Here is a 19,198-nt window from a genome sequence, read left to right on the forward strand (position 1 = left end):
CGTCCGGGGGACGACCTGCCCGAGGGCCGGGCGCACGGGGGTGCCACGCCCGGTCCCACCTGCCCCGCGCGACGGCGACGGGGTGTCAGCAGTGCGGTACGGCCGCTCCGTCGTTCAGCGCCTGGAGCGCGGCGACCGAGTCGGAGAGGGTGTCCACCGGGATCAGCTGCAGCCCGTCCGGGGTGTTGACCCGACCCTGCGCGCACTCGCTGCGCGGCAGCAGGAACACCGTGGCCCCGGCCGCGCGCGCCGCCTGGGTCTTCAGCGGGATGCCGCCGACCTGGCCGACCCGCCCGTCCGGGTCGATCGTGCCGGTGCCGGCCACGTCCCGCCCGCCGGTCAGCCCGCCGCCCCGGCCGTCGCCGGCGATCTTCTCGATGATGCCCAGCGCGAGCATCTGGCCGCCGCTCGGGCCGCCGATCTCGCCGAGGTCGACGGTCACCTTCACCTGGTCCGGCGACAGGTGCAGGTAGTTCAGCGCGGCCAGCGTCGCGCTGTCCTGGGACTCCGTCATCTGCCGCTCGGTCGCCTCGTCGGCCTTCCGCGGGTCGCCCTGCGGGTAGACCTCGTCGGTGGGCACCACGGCCCGCTTCGGGTCGACCCAGGCCGACAGCGCGTCCCACAGGGAGTTGCGCACGTCCGGGTTGGTGGCGCTGACGGTGACCACCCGCAGCTGTCCGGTGGTCTGCCGCTGCGGCACCCCGCTGACCGTGATCACCTGGGCGCCCCCGTACGCGCCCAGGGTGTCGGCGGTGTCGCCGGGCGACTCCAGCGTGTAGGGCAGCGGCACGAACGCGGCCACCGCGAACAGCGCGAGCACCGGCAGCGCGCACAGCGCGAGGGCGCGGCTGCGCGGGGAGGTCAGGGCCGGGGGCAGGTTCCGAGAAGGCACCCCCGCATCCAAACACACGACGGCACCCGCGCGGGCCCGGCACGGTGCGGTGGGCCCGACGCGGTGCGGCGGCGGGCCCGGCCCGGTGCGGCGGCGGGCTCAGCGCAGCGCGTCGGCGACCTCGGTGGCGGCCTCGATCACCCGCGGGCCGACCCGCTCGGGCACCAGGCCGTTGAGCATCACCACGCCGACGCTGCCCTCGATGCCGCTGAGGCCGATCAGCGCGGCGGCGGCGCCGCTGGCGCCGGACTGCTCCTCGGCCCGGGTGATCACGCAGCCCTGCTCGGGGCGGCGCTGGCCGGGGAAGCTGCGGGCCTCCAGGATGGCCCGGCCGGCCGCGCTCTCGGAGAGCGGGTGGCGCAGGCCGGTGCGGTAGGCGACGTGGAAGTCCGTCCAGGTCGGTTCGACCACGGCGACGGCCAGCGCCTCGTTGCCGTCGACCAGGGTGAGGTGGGCGGTGGCGCCCAGGTCCTCGGCGAGCGAGCGCAGCGCGGGCAGCGCGGCCTCGCGCAGCAGCGGGTGGACGCGGTGGGCGAGCCGGAGCACGCCGAGGCCGACCCGGGCCCGGCCGCCGATGTCCCGGCGGACCAGCCCGTGCTGTTCCAGGGTGGCGAGCAGCCGGTAGACGACCGTGCGGTTCACGGCCAGCCGGGCGGCCAGTTCGGTCACCGTCAGCCCGCGCTCGGAGTCGGCGAGCAGTTTCAGTACCCGGACACCTCTGTCCAGGGTCTGGGAGGTCTCAGCAGTCACGAGGCGCCAGGTCCTTTCCGCGGCGAGTCCGACCCTACGACACAACTGCCTTGGGCCGCACCGGAATTGATCGCGCGCGGGAAGGGTGTCCAGCGCGGGAGTCCGGCCTCGGCGACGTCGACAGGGCGCGGGGCTCCGCGGCACCCGCCCGGGCCGGTGGGTGGGGCTCGGACGAATGTGGGAAGACGTTAATGAACGGGGGCGCCCGGGTGGAAGTGGTTGTCCCGAATTCGGTCATCATCGATGGGAACTCGTGATGAAAAAACGGATAAGGCGCTCATAATTCGCGCCCCGGCGGCCGCGGTGTCCGCTATCTGACCGCCGGCCCGGGCGGGCGGCCCGCCGGCCGGGCCCGCTCAGAGCAGGTTCCGGCCGATCGTCCAGAGCACGGCGCCGCCCAGCAGCGCCGCCACCGCGCGCCGGTCCATCCGCAGCTTCCAGTACCGTCCGGCCAGCCCATGCCGCAGCCGCACCGCGTACCAGGCGGCGACGAACGGGACGGCCAGCAGCAGGGCGGCGTTGTCGTGCCAGGCGGCGAGCAGGTCGCCGTGCAGCAGGTCGTACGCCATCCGGGTCCCGCCGCAGCCGGGGCACTGCAGGCCGGTCACCCGGCGCCACGGGCAGAACGGCAGCCACTGGCCGGGCAGGTGCGGATCGCGGGTGTAGAGGTAGGCGCAGCCGGCCAGGCCCGCGCCGAGCAGGCCGAGCGGCCCGGCCAGCGGGTGCCGGGGCAGGCCCGGGAGACGCCGACGGCCGGCACCCCCGTCGCGGTCTTCCGCGGGACGGGGGTGCCGGCCGACCGGTGCGCCGAACACGTCAGGGGCGCAGCACGCGACCCTGCGAGTCGGTGCGGTTGTCGCTGGTCAGGAAGAGGATGCCGTCGATCAGCGACCAGATGCCGAAGCCGCCGCAGGTGAGCAGCTGGCCGATGGCCATGCCGATGTGGCCGGTGTAGAAGCGGCCGACGCCGAAGCCGCCGAGGAAGATCTGCAGCAGACCCGCGGTGACCTTCGACTTGTCGGACCACTGGGGCTGGGGCTGCTGCTGGGGCGGGTACGCCGGGTACGCCACGGTGGGGCTCCTCAGGAAAACGCGGGATCCGGCGCACCGCTCGGGGCGGCACGGCCGGCAGGTCGGCCGCGTGCCGAGGCGCATCCACGCGTCGTGGCCCCCCAGCACCGGCACGCGGAAGATTAGCGGATCGTACGACCTAATGTCTCCACACTTCCTCCGCGAAGGTCCGGCAGGGGGACGGCGGGGGGCCGGGCGGAGGCCCGGCGGGGGCCCGGGCGGAGGCCCGGCGGGGGCCCGGGCGGAGGCCCGGCGGGGGCCCGGGCGGAGGCCCGGCGGGGGCCCGGGCGGAGGCCCGGCGGAGGCCCGGCCCCGGTCCTACCGGGGCCCTCCCGCAGGGGAGTCGGCGCCGGGCCCCGGGCCGGTCAGCCCTGGTTGGCCCACTCCCGGATCCGGCCGATCCGGGCCTTGAGCTGGTTGGCGGTGGCCTGCGCGGTGAGCGGCCCGCCGCACTGCCGGCGCAGCTCGTTGTGGATGCTGCCGTGCGGCTGGTCGGTGCGGTGGTGCCAGGCGGCGACCAGCGCGTTCAGCTCCTTGCGCAGTTCGCGCAGCTCCTGGTGGGTGACCACCGGGCGCTCGTCGGCCGGGAGTTCGAGCAGGTCGGCCTCCTCGGCGGGCTTGGCCTTGGAGCGCTGGATCTGCCGGTGCTGACGTTTCTGCAGCAGCATCTGCACCTGGTCGGGTTCGAGCAGGCCCGGGATGCCGAGGTAGTCCTCCTCCTCCTCGCTGCCGGGGTGCGCCTGCATGCCGAACTCCATGGCGTTGTACAGCACCCGGTCGAAGACCGCGTCGCTGCCCAGCGCCTCGTAGGAGAACTCCTCGGTCCCGGTGTCCGCCCCGTCGTTGGCCTTCTCGGCCTCGGCGAGCAGCCGGTCCTCCTCGTCGAACAGGCCCTCGCCCTCCTTCTTCGGCCGGTCCAGGACGTGGTCGCGCTGCAGCTCCATCTCGTTGGCGAAGCCGAGCAGCATCGGGATGGTCGGCAGGAACACCGAGGCGGTCTCGCCGCGCTTGCGGGCGCGCACGAAGCGGCCGACGGCCTGGGCGAAGAACAGCGGGGTGGAGATCGAGGTGGCGTACACGCCGACGCACAGCCGGGGCACGTCGACGCCCTCGGACACCATCCGGACCGCGACCATCCAGCGCGAGGTGCCCTCGGCGTAGTCGGAGATCCGCTGGGAGGCCTCGGCCTCGTCGGAGAGCACCAGGGCGACCTTCTCGCCGGTGATCTCGCGCAGCATCTTGGCGTACGCCCGGGCCACCGTCTGGTCGGTGGCGATCACCAGGCCGCCAGCGTCCGGGATGGCCTTGCGGACCTCGGTCAGCCGCCGGTCGGCGGCCTGCAGCACCGCCGGGATCCACTCGCCCTGCGGGGAGAGCGCGGTGCGCCAGGCCTGGGCGATCAGGTCCTTGGTCATCGGCTCGCCGAGCCGGGCCTCCAGCTCGTCGCCGGCCTTGGTGCGCCAGCGCATGTTGCCGGAGTAGCTGAGGAAGATCACCGGGCGGACCACGTGGTCGGCCAGCGCGTGCCCGTAGCCGTAGGTGTAGTCGGCGACCGACTTGCGCAGGCCGTCGCCGCCCGCCTCGTACTGGACGAACGGGATCGGGTTGGTGTCGGAGCGGAACGGCGTACCGGTGAGGGCGAGCCGGCGGGTGGCCGGTTCGAAGGCCTCGAAGCAGGCCTCGCCCCAGGACTTGGAGTCGCCAGCGTGGTGGATCTCGTCCATGATCACCAGCGTCTTGCGGGCCTCGGTCCGGTTGCGGTGCAGCATCGGGTTGACCCCGACGCCCGCGTACGTGACCACGATGCCCTGGTAGTCCTTGGAGAGCGGGCCCGAGGAGTACGCCGGGTCGAGCCGGATCCCTATCCGGGCGGCGGCCTCGGCCCACTGCTTCTTCAGGTGCTCGGTGGGCGCGACCACGGTGACCTGCTGCACCAGGTGGTTGTGCAGCAGGTAGGACGCCAGGGTCAGGGCGAAGGTGGTCTTGCCGGCGCCCGGGGTGGCGACCGCCAGGAAGTCGCGGGGCTGCTTCTCGATGTAGAGGTCCAGCGCGCCCTGCTGCCAGGCCCGCAGGCTGGCGGCGGTGCCCCAGGGGGCACGGCCCGGGAAGGCCGGGGAGAGGTGCGCGGCGGCGGAGGTGCCGCTCGGGCGGGGGTGGGCGCCGTCTACGTGCGAGAACAGCGGGGCCATCGAGGAGGAGGCGGCGGTAGTCACGGTCTCCGAACGGGGTCGTCGCAGGTCAGGGCCCATGTGCGGCCCTTCCCCCGCGGGCGGCGGGCGGTCGTGGAACCCGCCCAGCCTAGCCCCTCCCGACACCCGGACGGCCGCCGCGGCACGCCTCTGTGGCGGGTGTCCCACTCCGTTCGTAGGACTGTCACCACACCTTCACGCGGCACGGGCGGCCGTTCAGCGTGATCGACTCCGGCACCGGGTGCGGGCTCGTCCAGCTGCCGGTGAAACCGGTCACCGCGGTCGCCCCGGGCGGCAGCAGGGCGTTCCAGCCGACGTCGCGGATCACCGCGCCGCCCGACCGCTCCTCGTAGCCCTCGCCGGTGCCCGGCCAGGCCGCCAGCAGGTGCTCGCCGGCCGGCAGCGGCCAGCGCAGGGTCCAGCCGGCCACCGGGCGGTCGGAGGTGTTGCGCAGCGAGATCCGGGCGGTGAACCGGTCGTCGGTCTCGCTGGTGACCCGGTAGCGCACCTCGCAGCCCGCGGCGGCGGCCGCGACCGCCTGCCGGCGCTCCGCCGGGTCGAACGGGGCGCAGAACAGCGCGGCCGCCAGCGCCGCCGCACTGCCCGCCAGGCCGACCAGCCGCAGGTTGACCCGGCGCAGCAGGTCGAGCCGACCCCGGCAGTCGGCGCAGTCCGCCAGGTGCCGCTGGACCCGCCGCCCGGCCCGGCCGCGGGCCTGGCCGGCCAGCGCCGCCCAGTGCCCGGAGCAGCCGGGGTCGCGCGGGGCGCCCGGGTAGGCCCGCAGGTAGGCCAGCCGCAGGCCCTCGCGGGCCCGGTGCAGCAGCACGGCGGCGGCGCCCCGGCCCATCCCGAGCCGGTCGCCGACCTCGCCGGGCGGCAGGCCCTCGACCTCGGACAGCCACAGCGCCTGCGCCCAGCGCTCGGGCAGCTGGGCGAGCAGCCCGCGCATCCGGTCGGTCTCGGCCACCCGGGGCGCCGGGTCGGCGGCCGCCGCGCCGTCCTCGGCGGGCAGCTCCCCGGCGGCCCGCTCGCGCACCGGCGCCGCGGCCAGGTGCCGGACGGTGGTGGCCAGGTAGGCCCGCGGGTCCTCGATCCGGTGACCGGCGGCGAGCCGCCGCCACACCCGCAGGTGCGCCTCGGCGACCAGGTCCTCGGCCCGCCAGCGGTCGCCGCCGGTCAGGCCGCTGGCGTACCGCAGCAGGCCGTGGTGGTGCACCCGGTACAGCTCGGTGTACGCGGCGAGCGGGCTCCGCCCGGCCGTCCGCACTCGTTCCTCGATGGTCTCGGCCCTCCCCTGAGGTCGCCGAACGGGTGAATGTGGGGGCCCGCGCGGCTTCCGAGATCCTGCCCGGGGCGCCCCTCCGCTGCCCATGGAATGCCCATGCCACTGGCCCGGAATGCCCGGATTGGTCCATCCTGGTGTGACGCAGATCACCAACGGAGTCGCAGAACCGGTGTAATCGCACCTGTCACTCGTGACTCTTCTTCCACAGGGGGGCGACGCCGGTCGCCCCCGCACACGTTCGCACTCTCGGGAGGACACCGCCGTGTTCGCAGCGCCCCCACCGGTCGAGCAGACCGCGCACGCCCGACTCGTCGTCAGCACCCACCGCTCCGCGCTGCTGCGGGTCACCCTGCGGTACGGCGCCGACGACCCGCTGGCGGTGCGGATGGTCTTCCCCGCGGAGTACGCCCTGGAGGCCGTCGACCCGGACACCGACCCGCTGGACGCACCGCTGGACGGGCCGGCGGACGCCCCGGCCGAGCTGGCCGCCGAGGCCGGCGACGGGGTCGAGTGGGTGTTCGCCCGCCAGCTGCTCGCGGCCGGCCTCGACCTGCCCAGCGGCGAGGGCGACGTGCACGTCCGCCCCGCGCTCGGCCAGCGCACCATGGTCGAGCTGCGCTCCCCCGAGGGCGTCGCGCTGCTCCAGTTCGACCGCGCCGAGCTGCGCCGCTTCCTGTGGCACAGCTACCTGGTGGTGCCCGAGGGCCAGGAGCTGCGCCACCTGGACTGCGACCGGGCGCTCGCCGAGCTGCTGGCCTGACCGGCCGCCGTCCTGGCGGCGCGCCCCTCACGCTCCGTCAGGACGGCGGCCGCTCGTGCCCCGCCCCGCCCTGCCCCGCCCGGCCTCCGCGGTCACGCCTTCGCGGTCCGCACCAGGTGCGCGTAGACCACCACGTTCGCGTCGTAGCCGCCGTCCCGGGAGAAGCCGCCGCCGCAGGTGATCAGCCGCAGCTGGGCGTCCGGGGTGGCCGCGTACACCTTGCCGTCCGGGAACCCGCTCTTCGGGTAGACCTCCACCCCGTCGACCTGGAACCAGGCGCTGGCCCGGTCGGCCCGGTCGACCTCCAGCTGGTCGCCCTTGCGCAGCGTGCCCAGCCGGTAGAACACCGCCGGGCCGTGCGCGTTGTCGACGTGCCCGGCCAGCACCGCGGCCCCGCTGGAGCCGGGGGCGGCGCCGTCCCGGTACCAGCCGGCCAGGTTGCGGTCCTCCGCGGGCGGCGGCTGCAGCCGGCCGTCGCCGTCCAGCCCGAGCCGGGCCACCGGGGCGTCCACCCCGAGCACCGGGATCCGCACCCGCACCGGCGGCGAGGGCGGCAGCGCGGGGACGGCCGGGCCGACCGGGGTGCCGTCGTACGCCTGGGCCGCGAGCGGCGCCGGCGGCAACGTGCCGGCCAGTCCGCCGTGCAGCAGCCACGCCCCCGCGAGGACGGCGGTCGCGGCCGCCGCCGCACCCGTCCAGCTCCGCTCGCCCACCACGTCCTCCGGCCCTCGTCCCGACCCGCCCAGTTCACCCGGCGGGCGGCAGCGCGGCACCCCACGGCTTCCGCACGGGTGACGCGGCGGGTGACGCGGCCGGGGGCACGGCGGGTGACGCGCCGTCAGCGTCCGCGGCGGTCGCGGCGGCCCCGGACCAGCCGGGGGCGGGTCAGGAAGCCCTCCGCCAGCGCGTTGGCCAGGCCGATCGCGGGCAGTTCGGAGGCCTTCTCGTACAGCACGTGACGCGGCACCCAGCGCGGCCGGTGGCGGGCGTTCGCCCGGTAGCGGTCCTCCAGCCGCCACCAGCGGGAGAGCGAGCGCAGCACCCCGCGCCACAGCCGCAGGCCCGGCCCGGCGCCCAGCCGGGGCTCGAACGCCTCGCGGAACACCGTGAAGTTCAGCGACACCCGGGCCACCCCCCACGCGCCGGCCCGGTCGAGCAGCTCCGCGACGGCGTACTCGGCCAGGCCGTCGTCGGACTCCCGGTCGCGGCGCACCAGGTCGAGCGAGAGGCCGTCCGCGCCCCACGGGACGAAGGACAGCAGCGCGGCCGTCCGCCCGGCCCCGTCGCGGCACTCGGCGATCAGGCAGTCGCCGTCCGCCGGGTCGCCGAGCCGGCCCAGCGCCATCGAGGAGCCGCGCTCGGTGCGGCCGTGCCGCCAGGCGTCGGCGAGCCGGACCAGGCCGGCGAACTCCGCCGGCGGGATGTCCCGGTGGCGGCGCAGCACCACCGCGTACCCGGCCCGGGCCAGCCGGTGGCGGGTCCGCCGGGGGCCGGGCGGCTCGCGGTCCGCCGGGGCGCGGTCGGCCGTCTCGACCACCGCCTCGTCGCCGAGGTGCAGCGCGCGCAGTCCGGCCGTCCGGGCGTACGCGGCGGCGGCCCGCTCGCCGGCGCCGGTGACGGCGGGCACCCAGGCGTGCGCGCGGGCCCGCCGGTGCCACTCCTCGATCGCCCGCGGCCAGGCCGCCGGGTCGCCGACCGGGTCGCCGGAGGCCAGCGCCACGCCGTTGACCACCCGGTAGGCGACGGCGGCCTCGCCGCCGGGCGAGAAGCACACCGACTTGTCGCGGCGCAGCGCGAAGTAGCCGAGCGAGTCGCCGCCGGGCCGCGCCAGCAGGCGGCGCAGCGCGCGTTCGTCCTCGGGGGTCTGCCACTCGGCGCCGTGCGGGGAGCGGAGCAGGATCCGCAGGGTGAGCAGCAGCAGGGCGGTGGCGAGCAGGTTCAGGCCGAGGTCGATCCAGCGCGGCACGTCCACGCCGGTGACCTCGACCACTCCGGAGACGGTGACCAGGCGCAGCACGGCGTACCGGGCCGCCTCGCCCCAGCCGGGCACCCCGTCGGTGTGCGCGAGCCGGACGGCGGCGGCCCCGGCGGCGGTCAGCAGCGCCCCGCCGAGCAGCAGCACGGCCGCGGCCAGCGGCGGGTTGCCCCGGCCGCCGCGGACCCGGTACACCGGGCGGGCGGCCGACAGCGCCAGCAGCAGGGCGAGGGTGAGGCCGGCGGAGACCAGGTTGAACGGGTGGGCGCGGTACTCGGGGAGGGCCAGCGCGAACGCGAGGACGGCGGCGTGCGCGGCGGTGAGCGCCAGCGCGGCGATCCAGGCGGCGCGCTTGCGGCGGCGCAGCATCACGGCGAGCAGTCCGGCCAGCAGCGCGGTGGTGAACCCGGAGGTGACCAGCACCGGCGTGACGTACTCGCCCCGGTCGGCCCGCTCGACCTGCGCCCGGAACGGGGCGACCAGCGCGCCGAGCAGGTTCAGCGCCGTCGCGGCCCGCAGGTACCACCCGGCGAACCCGGCGCAGCGCAGCCGCCAGGGCGCGGGCGGCCGGACGGCCGGCGCCTCGACCGCCTCGACCGCCTCGACCGGCCGGACGGGCTCGACGGGCTCGACGGGTGCGGGCGCGGGCCCGGCCTCGGCCTCCGGGTCGGCGTCCGGGCTGCCGGCCACCAGGTCGTACGCGGCGGTCTTCACCGCGACCAGGCGGCGGTGGATCCGCTCCTCGCGGCGCTCGGCGCGGGCCAGCCGGCGGGGGCGGGCCCGGTAGCGCCAGCGGGCCCACGGGCTGGCCGGGCGGGCCAGCCGGACGGCGCCGACCAGGGCGAGCGGCCAGAGCATGATGCCGAGCAGCCCCGTCCAGGTCTTGCCCTTGAGCAGGCTGACCACCACCAGCGCGAGCAGCCCGGCGGCCCCGGCCAGGGTCGGCCCGTCCGGGTGCCGGACGAAGCCGCCGAGCGGGAGCTCGCCGACCAGCAGCAGGCCGATCATCGCGACGGCGAGCACGACGGCGTCCACCGAGGTGCGGCCCTGGGTGGACCAGTAGACGTCCTTGAGGTGCAGCACCAGCGCGAACTCGTCCAGCACCAGGCCCGCGCCGACGCCGAACCCGAAGCCGAGCAGGTTCCACCAGGCCCCGCCGTCGCCGCGCAGCGCGAACGCGCTCACCCCGCACACCAGCAGCAGGGCCTGGCCGAACACCACGTGGTGGATGTGCAGCCCGCCCGGCGCGACGTTGCCCGGCCACCAGCGGACCCGGGCCCGGATCATCCGGGTGCTGAGCCGGATGAACAGGAACGACAGCACCAGGCCGAGCAGCAGCAGGAACAGCGGCTCCCGTCCGGTGTCGACGATCCGGTCCCGGTAGGCGTCGATCAGCGGCTGCCACATCGGCGGGTGCGACCTCCGTGCTCCTGGTTCGGTCCTGGTTCAGTCCTGGGCGTGCCGGTCGTGCCGGTCGTGCGGGTCCTGCCGGGCGCGTGCGCTGACGCCAAGTCAACTCTCCGCCGGCGCCCCGGCCCCGGCCCGGTGCGCCGAACAGGTGAGCGTTTCGGCGCGGCGTCCCCCGTCCATCCGTACCCGGGCCGTGCTTACCGGCGCGACGTGCGGACGCGTGCCATGCTGAGGCCCACTCCCCCGGACGACGCATCTCTCCATTCCATCTGATGGACCGTTCATCCGGCCGGTGACTTCCCCTTACTCCCTGGTGAACGGATGTGAGACATGGACGCCCTCTCCCGCAGGACTCTGCTGGCCGCCGGTGCGGCGACCGCCGCCACCCTCGCCGCCGGCTGCGCGAGCACCTCCGGGAACGGGAGCGCCGCCCCGCCCGCACCGGCCGACGGCTCCGCCGGGAACGGCAGCCCCAGCGCCGTGCCCAAGCCGCCCGCCACCCTGATCGGCGACGGCTCCACCTCCGACACCGGCCCGCAGCCCAACCAGCCGCAGGCCGTCCCACTGGAGGCCGGGCAGCGGCCCCCGCAGTTCGTGGTCTTCTCCTGGGACGGCGCCGGCGAACTCGACAACCAGCTGTTCAGCCGGTTCCGGAAGCTCGCCCGGGACCACGACGCCACCATGACGTTCTTCCTCAGCGGCATCTACACCCTGCCCGAGTCGAAGAAGTCGCTGTACCACCCGCCGCAGCACCCCGTCGGCGCCTCCGACATCGGCTACCTGAGCGACCAGCACATCCGGGCCACCATCGAGCAGGTCAGCGCGGCCTGGCTGGAGGGCCACGAGATCGGCACCCACTTCAACGGCCACTTCTGCGGCGCCAACGGCGGCGGGCGGTGGTCCCCCGAGGAGTGGGACAGCGAGATCCAGCAGGCCATGGACTTCGTGATGAACTGGCGCACCAACACCGGCAACACCGACCTGCCCGCGCTGCCCTTCGACTACCGCAAGGAGCTGATCGGCGGCCGCACCCCCTGTCTGGAGGGCCAGCGCGGACTGCTCCCGACCGCCGTCAAGCGCGGCTGGAAGTACGACAGCTCGGGCCCCGGCGGCCTGCAGATGTGGCCGCAGAAGTTCGCCGGCGGCGCGCTGTGGGACCTGCCGCTGCAGTCGATCCCGTTCCCCGGGCACAGCTTCCAGGTGCTCTCGATGGACTACAACATCATGTACAACCAGTCCGGCGACAACACCAAGGGCGACCCCGGCCGGCAGGCCTTCTGGCAGACCCAGGCCCGCGACTCGTACCTGGCCGGCTTCGACCGCGCCTACAACGGCAACCGGGCGCCGTTCATCATCGGCAACCACTTCGAGCAGTGGAACGGCGGCATCTACATGAACGCCGTCGAGGAGACCCTCAAGCAGATCGCCGACAAGCCGGAGGTCCGGATGGTCTCCTTCCGGCAGCTCGTCGAGTGGCTGGACGCGCAGGACCCGGCCGTCCTCAAGAAGCTCCAGGCGCTCCCGCCCGGCCAGGCCCCGGCCGGCGGCTGGAACGCCTACCTCGGCGGCGCCGGCACCCCGGCGGGCGGTGCGGCGTCCGCTCCGCCGGTGGCGGGCGGCAAGTAGCCCTCCCCTGCTCCACCGGCTCCGGCACCGTTCGGGCCGCGTCGGTTCAGGGCGCGTCCGTTCAGGGCGTGCCCGTTCGGGCCGCGTCCGTTCAGGGCGCGGCCTTCGCGGTGGCCCGGCCGGAGAGGACCGCGCCGATCAGGGCGACCACCGGCATGGTCAGGAAGACCGCGGCGAACGCCGCCGCCGGCAGCGGGTCGCCGTCGGCCGCCGCGCCGACCGCGCCGCCGCCCAGGGCGGCGAACAGGACGCCGGCCAGGCCGGTCAGCAGGACGTTGCCCAGGGCGTCGCCCAGCTGCAGGGCGGCCGAGTTCTCGCCGGTCTCCTCCGGCTTCGACAGCTTCATCATCAGCACGCTGATGCTGGCGATCGCCAAGCCCATCCCGGCGCCGCCGACGCCCCAGAACACGGCCGTCACCCACACCGGCACCGCCGGGAACAGCACCAGCGCCGCGCCGCCGACCGCGACCGCCGTCGACACGAAGCCGATCCGGATCAGCGCCGCCCGGTGCCGGTCCGCGCCCGGCCGCCCCTGCAGCCAGGAACCGAACGCCCAGGCCAGCCCGCCCGGGGCCAGCGTCAGGCCCGCCATCGTCACCGAGAGGCCGCGCTGGGTCTGCATCATCAGCGGGATGAACAGCTCGGAGGCGAAGAACGCGCCCGCCGCGACCGCCCGCAGCAGGATCACCGTCGGCAGTCCGCGCGCCGCCCGCAGCGTGCCGCGCGGCAGCAGCCGCAGCGCCGCAGGGCCGAGCAGCGCGAGCCCCGCCGCGGCGGGCAGCGGCGCCCACGCGTCCAGGCGCTGGCCCGCGTACTGCAGCAGCGCCGCGCCGACCGCGACCATCGCCGCGTCCCGGGTGCGCCGCCAGTCGTACGGGCCGGCCGGCAGCGGCGGCCGGGACCGCTCCGCGCGGCGCAGCGCCGGGCCCATCACGGCGAGCGGCAGCAGCACCAGCGCCGGGACGGCCAGGAACACCCAGCGCCAGCCGAGGTGCTGGGTCACGGCGCCGGAGATCACCGGGCCGAGGATCGAGGGCAGCACCCAGGCCGCCGAGAACGCCGCGAACACGGACGGCCGCAGCCGCTCCGGGAACGCCCGGCCGACCACCACGTACAGCGCGACGATCACCAGGCCGCCGCCCAGCCCCTGGATCGCCCGGCCGGCGACGAACATCCACATGTTCACCGCCGTGCCGGCCGTCACCAGTCCGGCGGCGAACACCGCGATGCCGCTGAACAGCGGCACCAGCGGGCCCCGGCGGTCGCACCACTGGCCGGAGACCACCATCGCCAGCAGCGTGGTGGTGAAGTACCCGGAGAAGGCGAAGGCGTACAGGCCGATGCCGTCGAGCTGCTGGGCCGCCGTCGGCATCGCGGTGTTCACGGCCGTCGCCTCGAAGGCCAGCAGCAGCACCACCGACACGATGCCCAGGGTCAGCGCCCGCCAGGGGCCGCTGAGCACCCCGCCGGTGCCGTCGTCGTGGGGGAGCAGAGGGGGCGCGGAGGTTGCCGTTTCGGCCTGGGAGGTGCTGGTCACCCGGACATGGTAAGTGCCGTCGCCGCGTTTTGATCCTGACCTTTGGTCGGAACGTCCCCTCCGTCGGAGGTCCCGGGCCCCGGTCGGCCTCCGGTCCTCAGTGCAGCACCTTGAGCCCGACCACTCCGGCCAGGATCAGCACCAGGCAGGAGATCCGGGCCGCGCTCACCGCGTCCCCCATCGCCGCCATCCCGTACACGGCGGTGCCCACCGCGCCGATGCCCACCCAGACCGCGTACCCCGTGCCCAGCGGGATCGAGCGCATCGCGTACGCCAGCCCGCCCATCGACAGCGCCAGCGCGACCGCGAACACCAGGCTCGGCACGAGCCGCGAGAACCCCTTGGACGCCTCCAGTGCCACCGCCCACACGGTCTCCAGCACTCCGGCGACGATCAGAACCACCCAGGCCATGACGACGGACTCCTCCGCAGTAGTCGAAACACCTACCGCGTCGTCTTGTCGTGCCGGGTACGACGCACCTCGTCCGGGGCGGCCGCGAGGGGCCGCCGCACTCCCTTCCGAAGGTAGCACGACCGCGATCCGACCCACGGAATTCACCTTCGAATATTGACGTGACCCCGCCTCTCCTTGTTATAGTCAATTCACCGGGACGAAGGAACGGACCGGCGCAGCCCTTACCCCGCGACAGGAGACGGCGATGAACAGGAAGACGGTGGCCCTCGCAGCGCACCGCGCCTGTGCCCCCTGTCCCGGCTGCGCGTGTTCCTGTCGTTGCCGCTGTTGCGCCTGAGCGCTGAACTCTCACCTTCCGCAGGCCGGTTGACGCCTGCTTCCGCTCCCCCGCGCCGCCACGCCCCACCTCACGACCATGTGCCCGAGTGGTTGAGGGAACCGCCTGCAAAGCGGTTTACACGGGTTCGATTCCCGTCATGGTCTCCGCCAGGAATTCACCGGCCGCCCATTCTCCACCAGGGCGTCCGGTGAATTCCGCTGCCGTTTTCCGGATTACCGGTCCGGCTTTTGCGGCCGAACGGCGGCGGGCGCCGGCCACGGTCCCCAGGACCGCGGCCGGCGCCCGCCGACCACTCCCCCGCGCCTACTGGATGACGCCGGGGTTCGCCTCGCCACCGCGCCAGGTGTCCTCGTCCTCGACGAGGTAGTCCGGGCGGTGGCCCTTGTCCTTCTTCTTGCCGCCGGCGCCGCCGGTGCCGGCACCGCCGTGCATCCCGGCCGCGCCCGCCTGCCCGGACCGGCCCTTGCCGATGCCCGAACCGCCCTCGGTGAACGCCCGTCCACCGGCACCGCCGGACTTCGCGCCGCCGACCGTACCGCCGGCCTTGCGGACCAGGCCGCTGCCGCCGCTCTTGCCGCCGGCACCGCCCCGGGCACCGCCCGCGGCGCCACCGCCGTGCATGCCGCCCATCCCGCCGGCACCCGCGGCACCCCGGGCGCCCGCACCACCGGCACCCGCACCACCGGCGCCCGCGGCACCGGCCCCGGCGCCACCGGCACCAGCGCCCCGGCCCGCCGAGCCCGCGGCACCCGTGCCGCCGGCCGTCCGACCGCCACCGGCCCCGCCGGCACCGGTCACCCGGCCACCGCCGAGCCCGCCGCCACCGGGCACGTACCCGCCACCACCGACACCCGGCAGGTACCCGCCACCACCCCCGATCCCGCCACCGCCGGACCCACCGCCACCGACCCCGCCACCGGGCAGCGTCCCGACCCCACCGGGCAGCGTCCCGCCCCCGGTCCCCGGGATCGTCCCACCGGGCGGCAACGGGTCGACCCCGAGGATCCCCGTCCCGGGCGACGGCGGCACCGGCAGGTGCCCGGGCGCGGGCATCGTCGTCACCGGCGGAATCCCGGGAGTCCCCGGATGCCCGGGCAGCGTCGGCTGCGGCACGCCGGGAACCCCGGGGTGCGTCGGCCCGGACGGAATCGTCTGCTGGGGCGGCTCCTTGGGCGGCAGCATCTCGGGCAGCCGCCCCACCGGGGGGATGCTGCCCTTGCCACCGGGGTCGTCCGGCGCCGGCGGGAACGGCTTGAGTTCGTAGACGTTGCCCGAGGGCGGCGCCGGCATCTGGTTCACCGCCTCGTCGTAGTGGGTCCCGAGGTACTCCATCGTCCCGATGGCGTACTGGTGCTGGATCTCGGTCGCCGAGAGCTCGTCGTAGTTCTTGTTGACGGCGTCGAAGCGGTTCATGCCGGCGGCCAGGTCCGCCTTGAACTGGGCGTCCGACCGGTCGCCCATGTCACCGAGGAACTTCAGGCCGCTGTCGAGCTGGCTGGGCACCGAGATCCGGTCCATCTGCGCCTTCGCCGCCTGCAGGGCGTTCGCGGCCAGGTGCATCGCGGACGAGGTCTTGGCCGCGTGGTCGGCCGTGTTGTTCAGCATCGTCTGGATCTTCGTCGCGCGCGCCGCGAAACCGTCCGCGGCGGCGCCTTCCCAGTTGCTCTGCGCGTGTTCGAGCGCCTGCTGGAGGTCGCGTGCCGCGGCCTGCAGGTCGGTGCTCGCGGTGCCCCAGTGCTCGGCAACCCGGGTGAGGTTCGCGGGCTGGGAGCTTTTCAGCATGGCCTTGAGCGGAATCAGCGCCTGCTGCTCGAATTCGTGGATGCGATCCATGTCAGACCGTCCCCTGCTGGTACGTCATGTTGGCCACGCCGTCGGCCTCGAGTCCCTTGTAGGAGTTGTTGACCGTCTGGGCCTTGTTCCCGAAGTCGTCGATCAAGGCGGTCAGGTCGGCGATGGTCGCGGTGAGCCAGCCCTGCATGTTCTGGTGGGCGTCGTGCACCTTGGCGGCATGGCTGAAGTTCGCCCCGAAGTCAGCCGCTCCCACGTCGGTGCCGTAGGCGCTTCTGTCGCTGGTCTGGGCCATGTTCTGCTGGATCACCTGCAGTCGTCTCACGACCGCTTCCAGCTCGTCCGTGTTGACGCGGTATCCGTCGGCCACGCGGCCTTCTCCTCCCCCTGGAGTCCTGAGTGCTTCCCCGTGCGTACAGCTGCCCAACGGACTTCAGGTACCAGCCAGTTGGGAATTCGATGGTATCGCCGATGCGGCGTGGACACCCATACCGGTGTCAACGGTACGACTGGTCCCCACCAGGGCCGTAGGGGTTCTGGTGGGACCCCGGCTGCGGCGGGTAGCCCTGCTGCGGGGGCTGGCCGCCGTACGGCTGCTGCGGCGGGTAGCCCTGCTGAGGGTAGCCCTGGGGCGGCGCCTGGCCACCGTAGGGCTGCTGCGCCGGCGGCCACCCGGGCTGGGCACCGTACGGCGGCTGCCCCTGCGGCGGCACGGGGGCGGGACGCCGACGGCTCCGGGCCACCAGGAGCACGACGAGGACGACCAGGAAGAGGACACCCGCACCGACCGCGGCGAGCACCTCGATGCCGAGGCCCGACTCGGAGGAGCTCCGGGGCGCCGGAAGCGTGTCGGACTGCTTGTCGCCCCCACCGGTGGTCGCGGCTCCGCTCGGCTCGGCGGCCTTCGTCTCGCCGCCGGCGGCCTTCGTTTCACCACCGGCGGTCGCGGCGAGCGGGCCCTGGGCCGGACCGGTCGGGATGTCCTTCGTCAGGGCGTCGTACGGCGACAGGACCCCGTAGCCGTAGTGCGGATCGGGCAGCGCCCCGCCCTTCACCGCGGCCGGCGCCTTCGCGGACTTGACCAGCCGGTTCGCGACCTGTCCCGCCGTCAGGTTCGGGAACTTCGCCCGCACCAGAGCCGCCGTGGCGGAGACGAAGGCGGTCGAGTTCGACGTCCCGTCCGACAAGCAGTACTGGTTGCCCGAGCAGGCTCCGGCGGAGACGATGTCCGTTCCGGGAGCCGTCAGCATCAGCTGCGACCCGTAGGCGGACTTCGCCCAGACCGTGTCGCTCTTGTCCGTCGCCCCGACCGCGAGCACCCCGGGCTCGTTCGCCGGGGTGGAGACCGTGCCCCTGCCGTCGTTGCCGGCACCCGCGACGATCAGCACGTCGTGCTTGGCCGCGTAGGCGATCGCCTCGGTCATGGCCGAGTTGTTCCCGGGTGCGCCGACGCGGGCCTGCGAAAGGTTGATGACCTTGGCACCGTGCTCGACGGCCCACTTGATGCCCTCGGGGATGGCGTCACCGCCGGCTGCGGAGTTCTTGAAGACCGGCAGGACCTTCGCGCCGGGAGCCAGGCCGACGACGCCCGCCCCCTCCCCGTGCCCGTGGCCGACGATGAGGCTGGCCATGCCTGTGCCGTGCGGGTCGGTGGGCCGCTTGTCCTGGCCGCTCCCGCTCGGGTCGTAGCCTTCCAGCACCGAACCGGTGAGGTCGGGGTGCGAGGCGTCGACGCCGGAGTCGATCACCGCGACGATCACCCCGTCGCCCTTGCTGACCGACCACACCTTGTCCAGGCCGAAGTAGGCGTTCGTCCACTGCGCTTCTCGCGCCTGGTCCGCCGATGCCGCCGGGGCGGCGCTGAGTACCAGGGCGCCGGTCAGTGCGGTCGCGCCGAGCAGGCGCGTGGCTTTGGTCAGCGTCATCAGTACCCCGTCAGTCGATCGACAGCCCGTTCGCTCTCGCAACGCCCCCGGAACGCGGGACGGTCCGATCGTATCGTCCGCGGGTTCGCCCGGCACCGGTACGTGTGACAGGTCCACTGCGTCCTGCCGACCCGGGCGCCTACCGCCAACCCCTGCCCTGGTGCGGCGGTTGAGGGGGCGTCTGGTGCTGAGGGCGGCCCGGCGGCAGCGGCGGTCACCCGTACGGGAACGGCGGGATCGCGGCGCGGGCGCGGCGGCGGGCGGTGGAGACCGCGAGGGTGGTCACCGCGATCAGCAGGACGGCGGCTCCGCCGACGGCGGTGAGGAGCACGGCCGGGGTGAGGGAGTCGGGGGCGGCGGGTGTGGAGAGGACCTGCCGGCCGGAGGCCGGGGAAGGGACGGAGGAGGCGGGCGGTGCGGGGGTCGTCACGGCGAGAGGGCCCTGGGGGGCCAGGTGGGATGTCCTTGGTCAGGGCGTCGTAAGGGGAGAGGATGCCGTAGCCGTAGTGCGGGTCGGGAAGCTTCGCGCCCGGTGCGGCCTTCGCCGACTTGATCAGGCGGTCGGCCACCTGGCCGGCCGTCAGCCGGGGGTACTTGGCCCGGATCAGGGCGGCCGTGGCGGAAACGAACGCGCTGGAGTCGGAGGTTCCGTCGCCGATGCAGTAGCCGCCGCTGTTGCAAGCGCCTGCCGAGACGATCCGGGTCGCGGGGCCGAGAGCGGCACCTTCGGTCCATGGTTGGAGCCGGACCAGACGGTGCCGCTCCGGTCGTTCTTGTGGACCGGGAGGACCTTCGCGCAGGGCGCGAGGCCGCGACCTCCGCCCCACTTCCGTGCCCGTGGCCGGCGATGTGGCCCACCATGCCGGTGCCGTGCGGGTCCGTGGGGTGCCGGTCCCGTCCCCCTTGCTGACCGACCACACCCTGTCCGGTCCGAAGTACGCGTTCTCCCACTGCCCGTCGCGCACCTGGTCCGCCGCCGCCGGCGGTGCAGCGCCGAGGAACAGGAGCGTTCCCGTCAGTGCGCCAGCGCCGAGGGCGCGGGCCGTTCCGGCGAGTGTCCTGGTTCCCTCGTGGGTCTGCCCGCGCGGTTTCCCCCGAGGGAGGGGAAGGCCGTTGCCGGGGTGGGGATGCGGGTTGGTGCGGGGGCGTAGGGGCCGGGTGGGGTGCGGGATCGGGGCCGGTGGGGTGGGTGGGGCGCTGTGCTATGAATGGCGCTGCATTCATCCAGGGGG

The 19,198-nt window shown here is 74.8% G+C and carries 16 protein-coding genes, 1 tRNA gene, 1 pseudogene and 1 riboswitch; of the genes and pseudogenes, 3 read left to right on the plus strand and 15 right to left on the minus strand.

The features are described from left to right. Positions 1-85: 85 nt before the first annotated feature. The 6 genes from ACZ3J7_RS19715 to ACZ3J7_RS19740 all read right to left on the minus strand — a co-directional run bounded on the left by ACZ3J7_RS19715 (position 86) and on the right by ACZ3J7_RS19740 (position 6,169). Positions 86-892: a hypothetical protein gene (locus tag ACZ3J7_RS19715; RefSeq protein ID WP_465622622.1), complete on the minus strand. Its 807-nt coding sequence runs from the start codon at positions 890-892 to the stop codon at positions 86-88. A 99-nt stretch (positions 893-991) separates the two neighbouring features. After that, positions 992-1,642 carry an IclR family transcriptional regulator gene (locus ACZ3J7_RS19720; RefSeq protein WP_014135981.1) on the minus strand — a complete coding sequence of 217 codons (651 nt, stop codon included), beginning with the start codon at positions 1,640-1,642 and terminating at the stop codon, positions 992-994. Between the two features lie 356 nt (positions 1,643-1,998). Beyond that, entirely contained in the window at positions 1,999-2,457 is a 459-nt protein-coding gene (locus ACZ3J7_RS19725) for a DUF2752 domain-containing protein (protein WP_465622627.1), read from the minus strand. A 1-nt stretch (position 2,458) separates the two neighbouring features. After that, positions 2,459-2,713: a TM2 domain-containing protein gene (locus tag ACZ3J7_RS19730; protein WP_465622628.1), complete on the minus strand. Its 255-nt coding sequence runs from the start codon at positions 2,711-2,713 to the stop codon at positions 2,459-2,461. 365 nt (positions 2,714-3,078) lie between these two features. Beyond that, positions 3,079-4,902, minus strand: coding sequence for a DEAD/DEAH box helicase (locus ACZ3J7_RS19735; RefSeq protein ID WP_465622812.1), 1,824 nt, complete (start codon positions 4,900-4,902; stop codon positions 3,079-3,081). Between the two features lie 184 nt (positions 4,903-5,086). Then, the gene (locus ACZ3J7_RS19740) at positions 5,087-6,169 is read right to left on the minus strand and encodes a cellulose binding domain-containing protein (RefSeq protein ID WP_465622630.1); all 1,083 of its coding nucleotides are present in this window, start codon (positions 6,167-6,169) and stop codon (positions 5,087-5,089) included. Positions 6,170-6,449: 280 nt separating this feature from the next. On the opposite strand from ACZ3J7_RS19740, the gene ACZ3J7_RS19745 reads away from it, so the two are divergent. Beyond that, on the plus strand, positions 6,450-6,947 hold the full coding sequence (locus ACZ3J7_RS19745; RefSeq protein ID WP_465622632.1) for an SsgA family sporulation/cell division regulator: 498 nt from the start codon (positions 6,450-6,452) through the stop codon (positions 6,945-6,947). Between the two features lie 92 nt (positions 6,948-7,039). Here ACZ3J7_RS19745 and ACZ3J7_RS19750 read toward each other — a convergent pair whose 3' ends face one another. Beyond that, a complete protein-coding gene (locus ACZ3J7_RS19750; protein WP_465622635.1) occupies positions 7,040-7,660 on the minus strand; it encodes a class F sortase in 621 nt (206 codons plus the stop codon). Between the two features lie 125 nt (positions 7,661-7,785). Continuing rightward, positions 7,786-10,329: a phosphatidylglycerol lysyltransferase domain-containing protein gene (locus ACZ3J7_RS19755; RefSeq protein WP_465622637.1), complete on the minus strand. Its 2,544-nt coding sequence runs from the start codon at positions 10,327-10,329 to the stop codon at positions 7,786-7,788. 333 nt (positions 10,330-10,662) lie between these two features. Between ACZ3J7_RS19755 and ACZ3J7_RS19760 the strand changes: the two genes are divergently transcribed. After that, positions 10,663-11,958: a polysaccharide deacetylase family protein gene (locus ACZ3J7_RS19760; protein WP_465622639.1), complete on the plus strand. Its 1,296-nt coding sequence runs from the start codon at positions 10,663-10,665 to the stop codon at positions 11,956-11,958. A 91-nt stretch (positions 11,959-12,049) separates the two neighbouring features. Here the strand turns inward: ACZ3J7_RS19760 and ACZ3J7_RS19765 are convergent, their stop codons facing one another. Next, the gene (locus ACZ3J7_RS19765; RefSeq protein ID WP_465622640.1) at positions 12,050-13,495 is read right to left on the minus strand and encodes an MFS transporter; all 1,446 of its coding nucleotides are present in this window, start codon (positions 13,493-13,495) and stop codon (positions 12,050-12,052) included. A 97-nt stretch (positions 13,496-13,592) separates the two neighbouring features. Further along, on the minus strand, positions 13,593-13,907 hold the full coding sequence (locus ACZ3J7_RS19770; protein ID WP_465622643.1) for a DMT family transporter: 315 nt from the start codon (positions 13,905-13,907) through the stop codon (positions 13,593-13,595). Positions 13,908-13,941: 34 nt separating this feature from the next. Beyond that, positions 13,942-14,007, minus strand: a riboswitch (guanidine-III (ykkC-III) riboswitch). A gap of 314 nt (positions 14,008-14,321) precedes the next feature. Here ACZ3J7_RS19770 and ACZ3J7_RS19775 point away from each other — a divergent pair. Beyond that, positions 14,322-14,393: transfer RNA gene (locus tag ACZ3J7_RS19775), tRNA-Cys, on the plus strand. A gap of 160 nt (positions 14,394-14,553) precedes the next feature. Here ACZ3J7_RS19775 and ACZ3J7_RS19780 read toward each other — a convergent pair. From ACZ3J7_RS19780 to ACZ3J7_RS19800, 5 genes and pseudogenes are all read right to left on the minus strand, one after another. Next, positions 14,554-16,083, minus strand: a complete 1,530-nt coding sequence (locus tag ACZ3J7_RS19780; RefSeq protein WP_465622645.1) for a PPE domain-containing protein — start codon at positions 16,081-16,083, stop codon at positions 14,554-14,556. Between the two features lies 1 nt (position 16,084). Next, a complete protein-coding gene (locus tag ACZ3J7_RS19785) occupies positions 16,085-16,411 on the minus strand; it encodes a hypothetical protein (RefSeq protein WP_465622647.1) in 327 nt (108 codons plus the stop codon). Positions 16,412-16,538: 127 nt separating this feature from the next. Continuing rightward, positions 16,539-17,966 (minus strand): S8 family serine peptidase, encoded by a 1,428-nt coding sequence (locus tag ACZ3J7_RS19790; protein ID WP_465622649.1) that lies wholly within the window; start codon positions 17,964-17,966, stop codon positions 16,539-16,541. Positions 17,967-18,180: 214 nt separating this feature from the next. After that, positions 18,181-18,396 carry a hypothetical protein gene (locus ACZ3J7_RS19795; RefSeq protein ID WP_465622813.1) on the minus strand — a complete coding sequence of 72 codons (216 nt, stop codon included), beginning with the start codon at positions 18,394-18,396 and terminating at the stop codon, positions 18,181-18,183. Positions 18,397-18,472: 76 nt separating this feature from the next. Further along, a pseudogene (locus ACZ3J7_RS19800) lies at positions 18,473-18,931 on the minus strand (S8 family serine peptidase); the annotation flags it as partial. Positions 18,932-19,198: the final 267 nt, after the last annotated feature.

The sequence above is a fragment of the Kitasatospora sp. NPDC015121 genome, from assembly GCF_055562955.1.

What these genes read in the sequence shown, in the direction of transcription:
- ACZ3J7_RS19770 (WP_465622643.1), bottom strand. Translation starts at nt 13,907, where the DNA reads ATGGCCTGGGTGGTTCTGATCGTCGCCGGAGTGCTGGAGACCGTGTGG.
- ACZ3J7_RS19735 (WP_465622812.1), bottom strand. Translation starts at nt 4,902, where the DNA reads ATGGCCCCGCTGTTCTCGCACGTAGACGGCGCCCACCCCCGCCCGAGC.
- ACZ3J7_RS19780 (WP_465622645.1), bottom strand. Translation starts at nt 16,083, where the DNA reads ATGGATCGCATCCACGAATTCGAGCAGCAGGCGCTGATTCCGCTCAAG.
- ACZ3J7_RS19760 (WP_465622639.1), top strand. Translation starts at nt 10,663, where the DNA reads ATGGACGCCCTCTCCCGCAGGACTCTGCTGGCCGCCGGTGCGGCGACC.
- ACZ3J7_RS19755 (WP_465622637.1), bottom strand. Translation starts at nt 10,329, where the DNA reads ATGTGGCAGCCGCTGATCGACGCCTACCGGGACCGGATCGTCGACACC.
- ACZ3J7_RS19790 (WP_465622649.1), bottom strand. Translation starts at nt 17,966, where the DNA reads ATGACGCTGACCAAAGCCACGCGCCTGCTCGGCGCGACCGCACTGACC.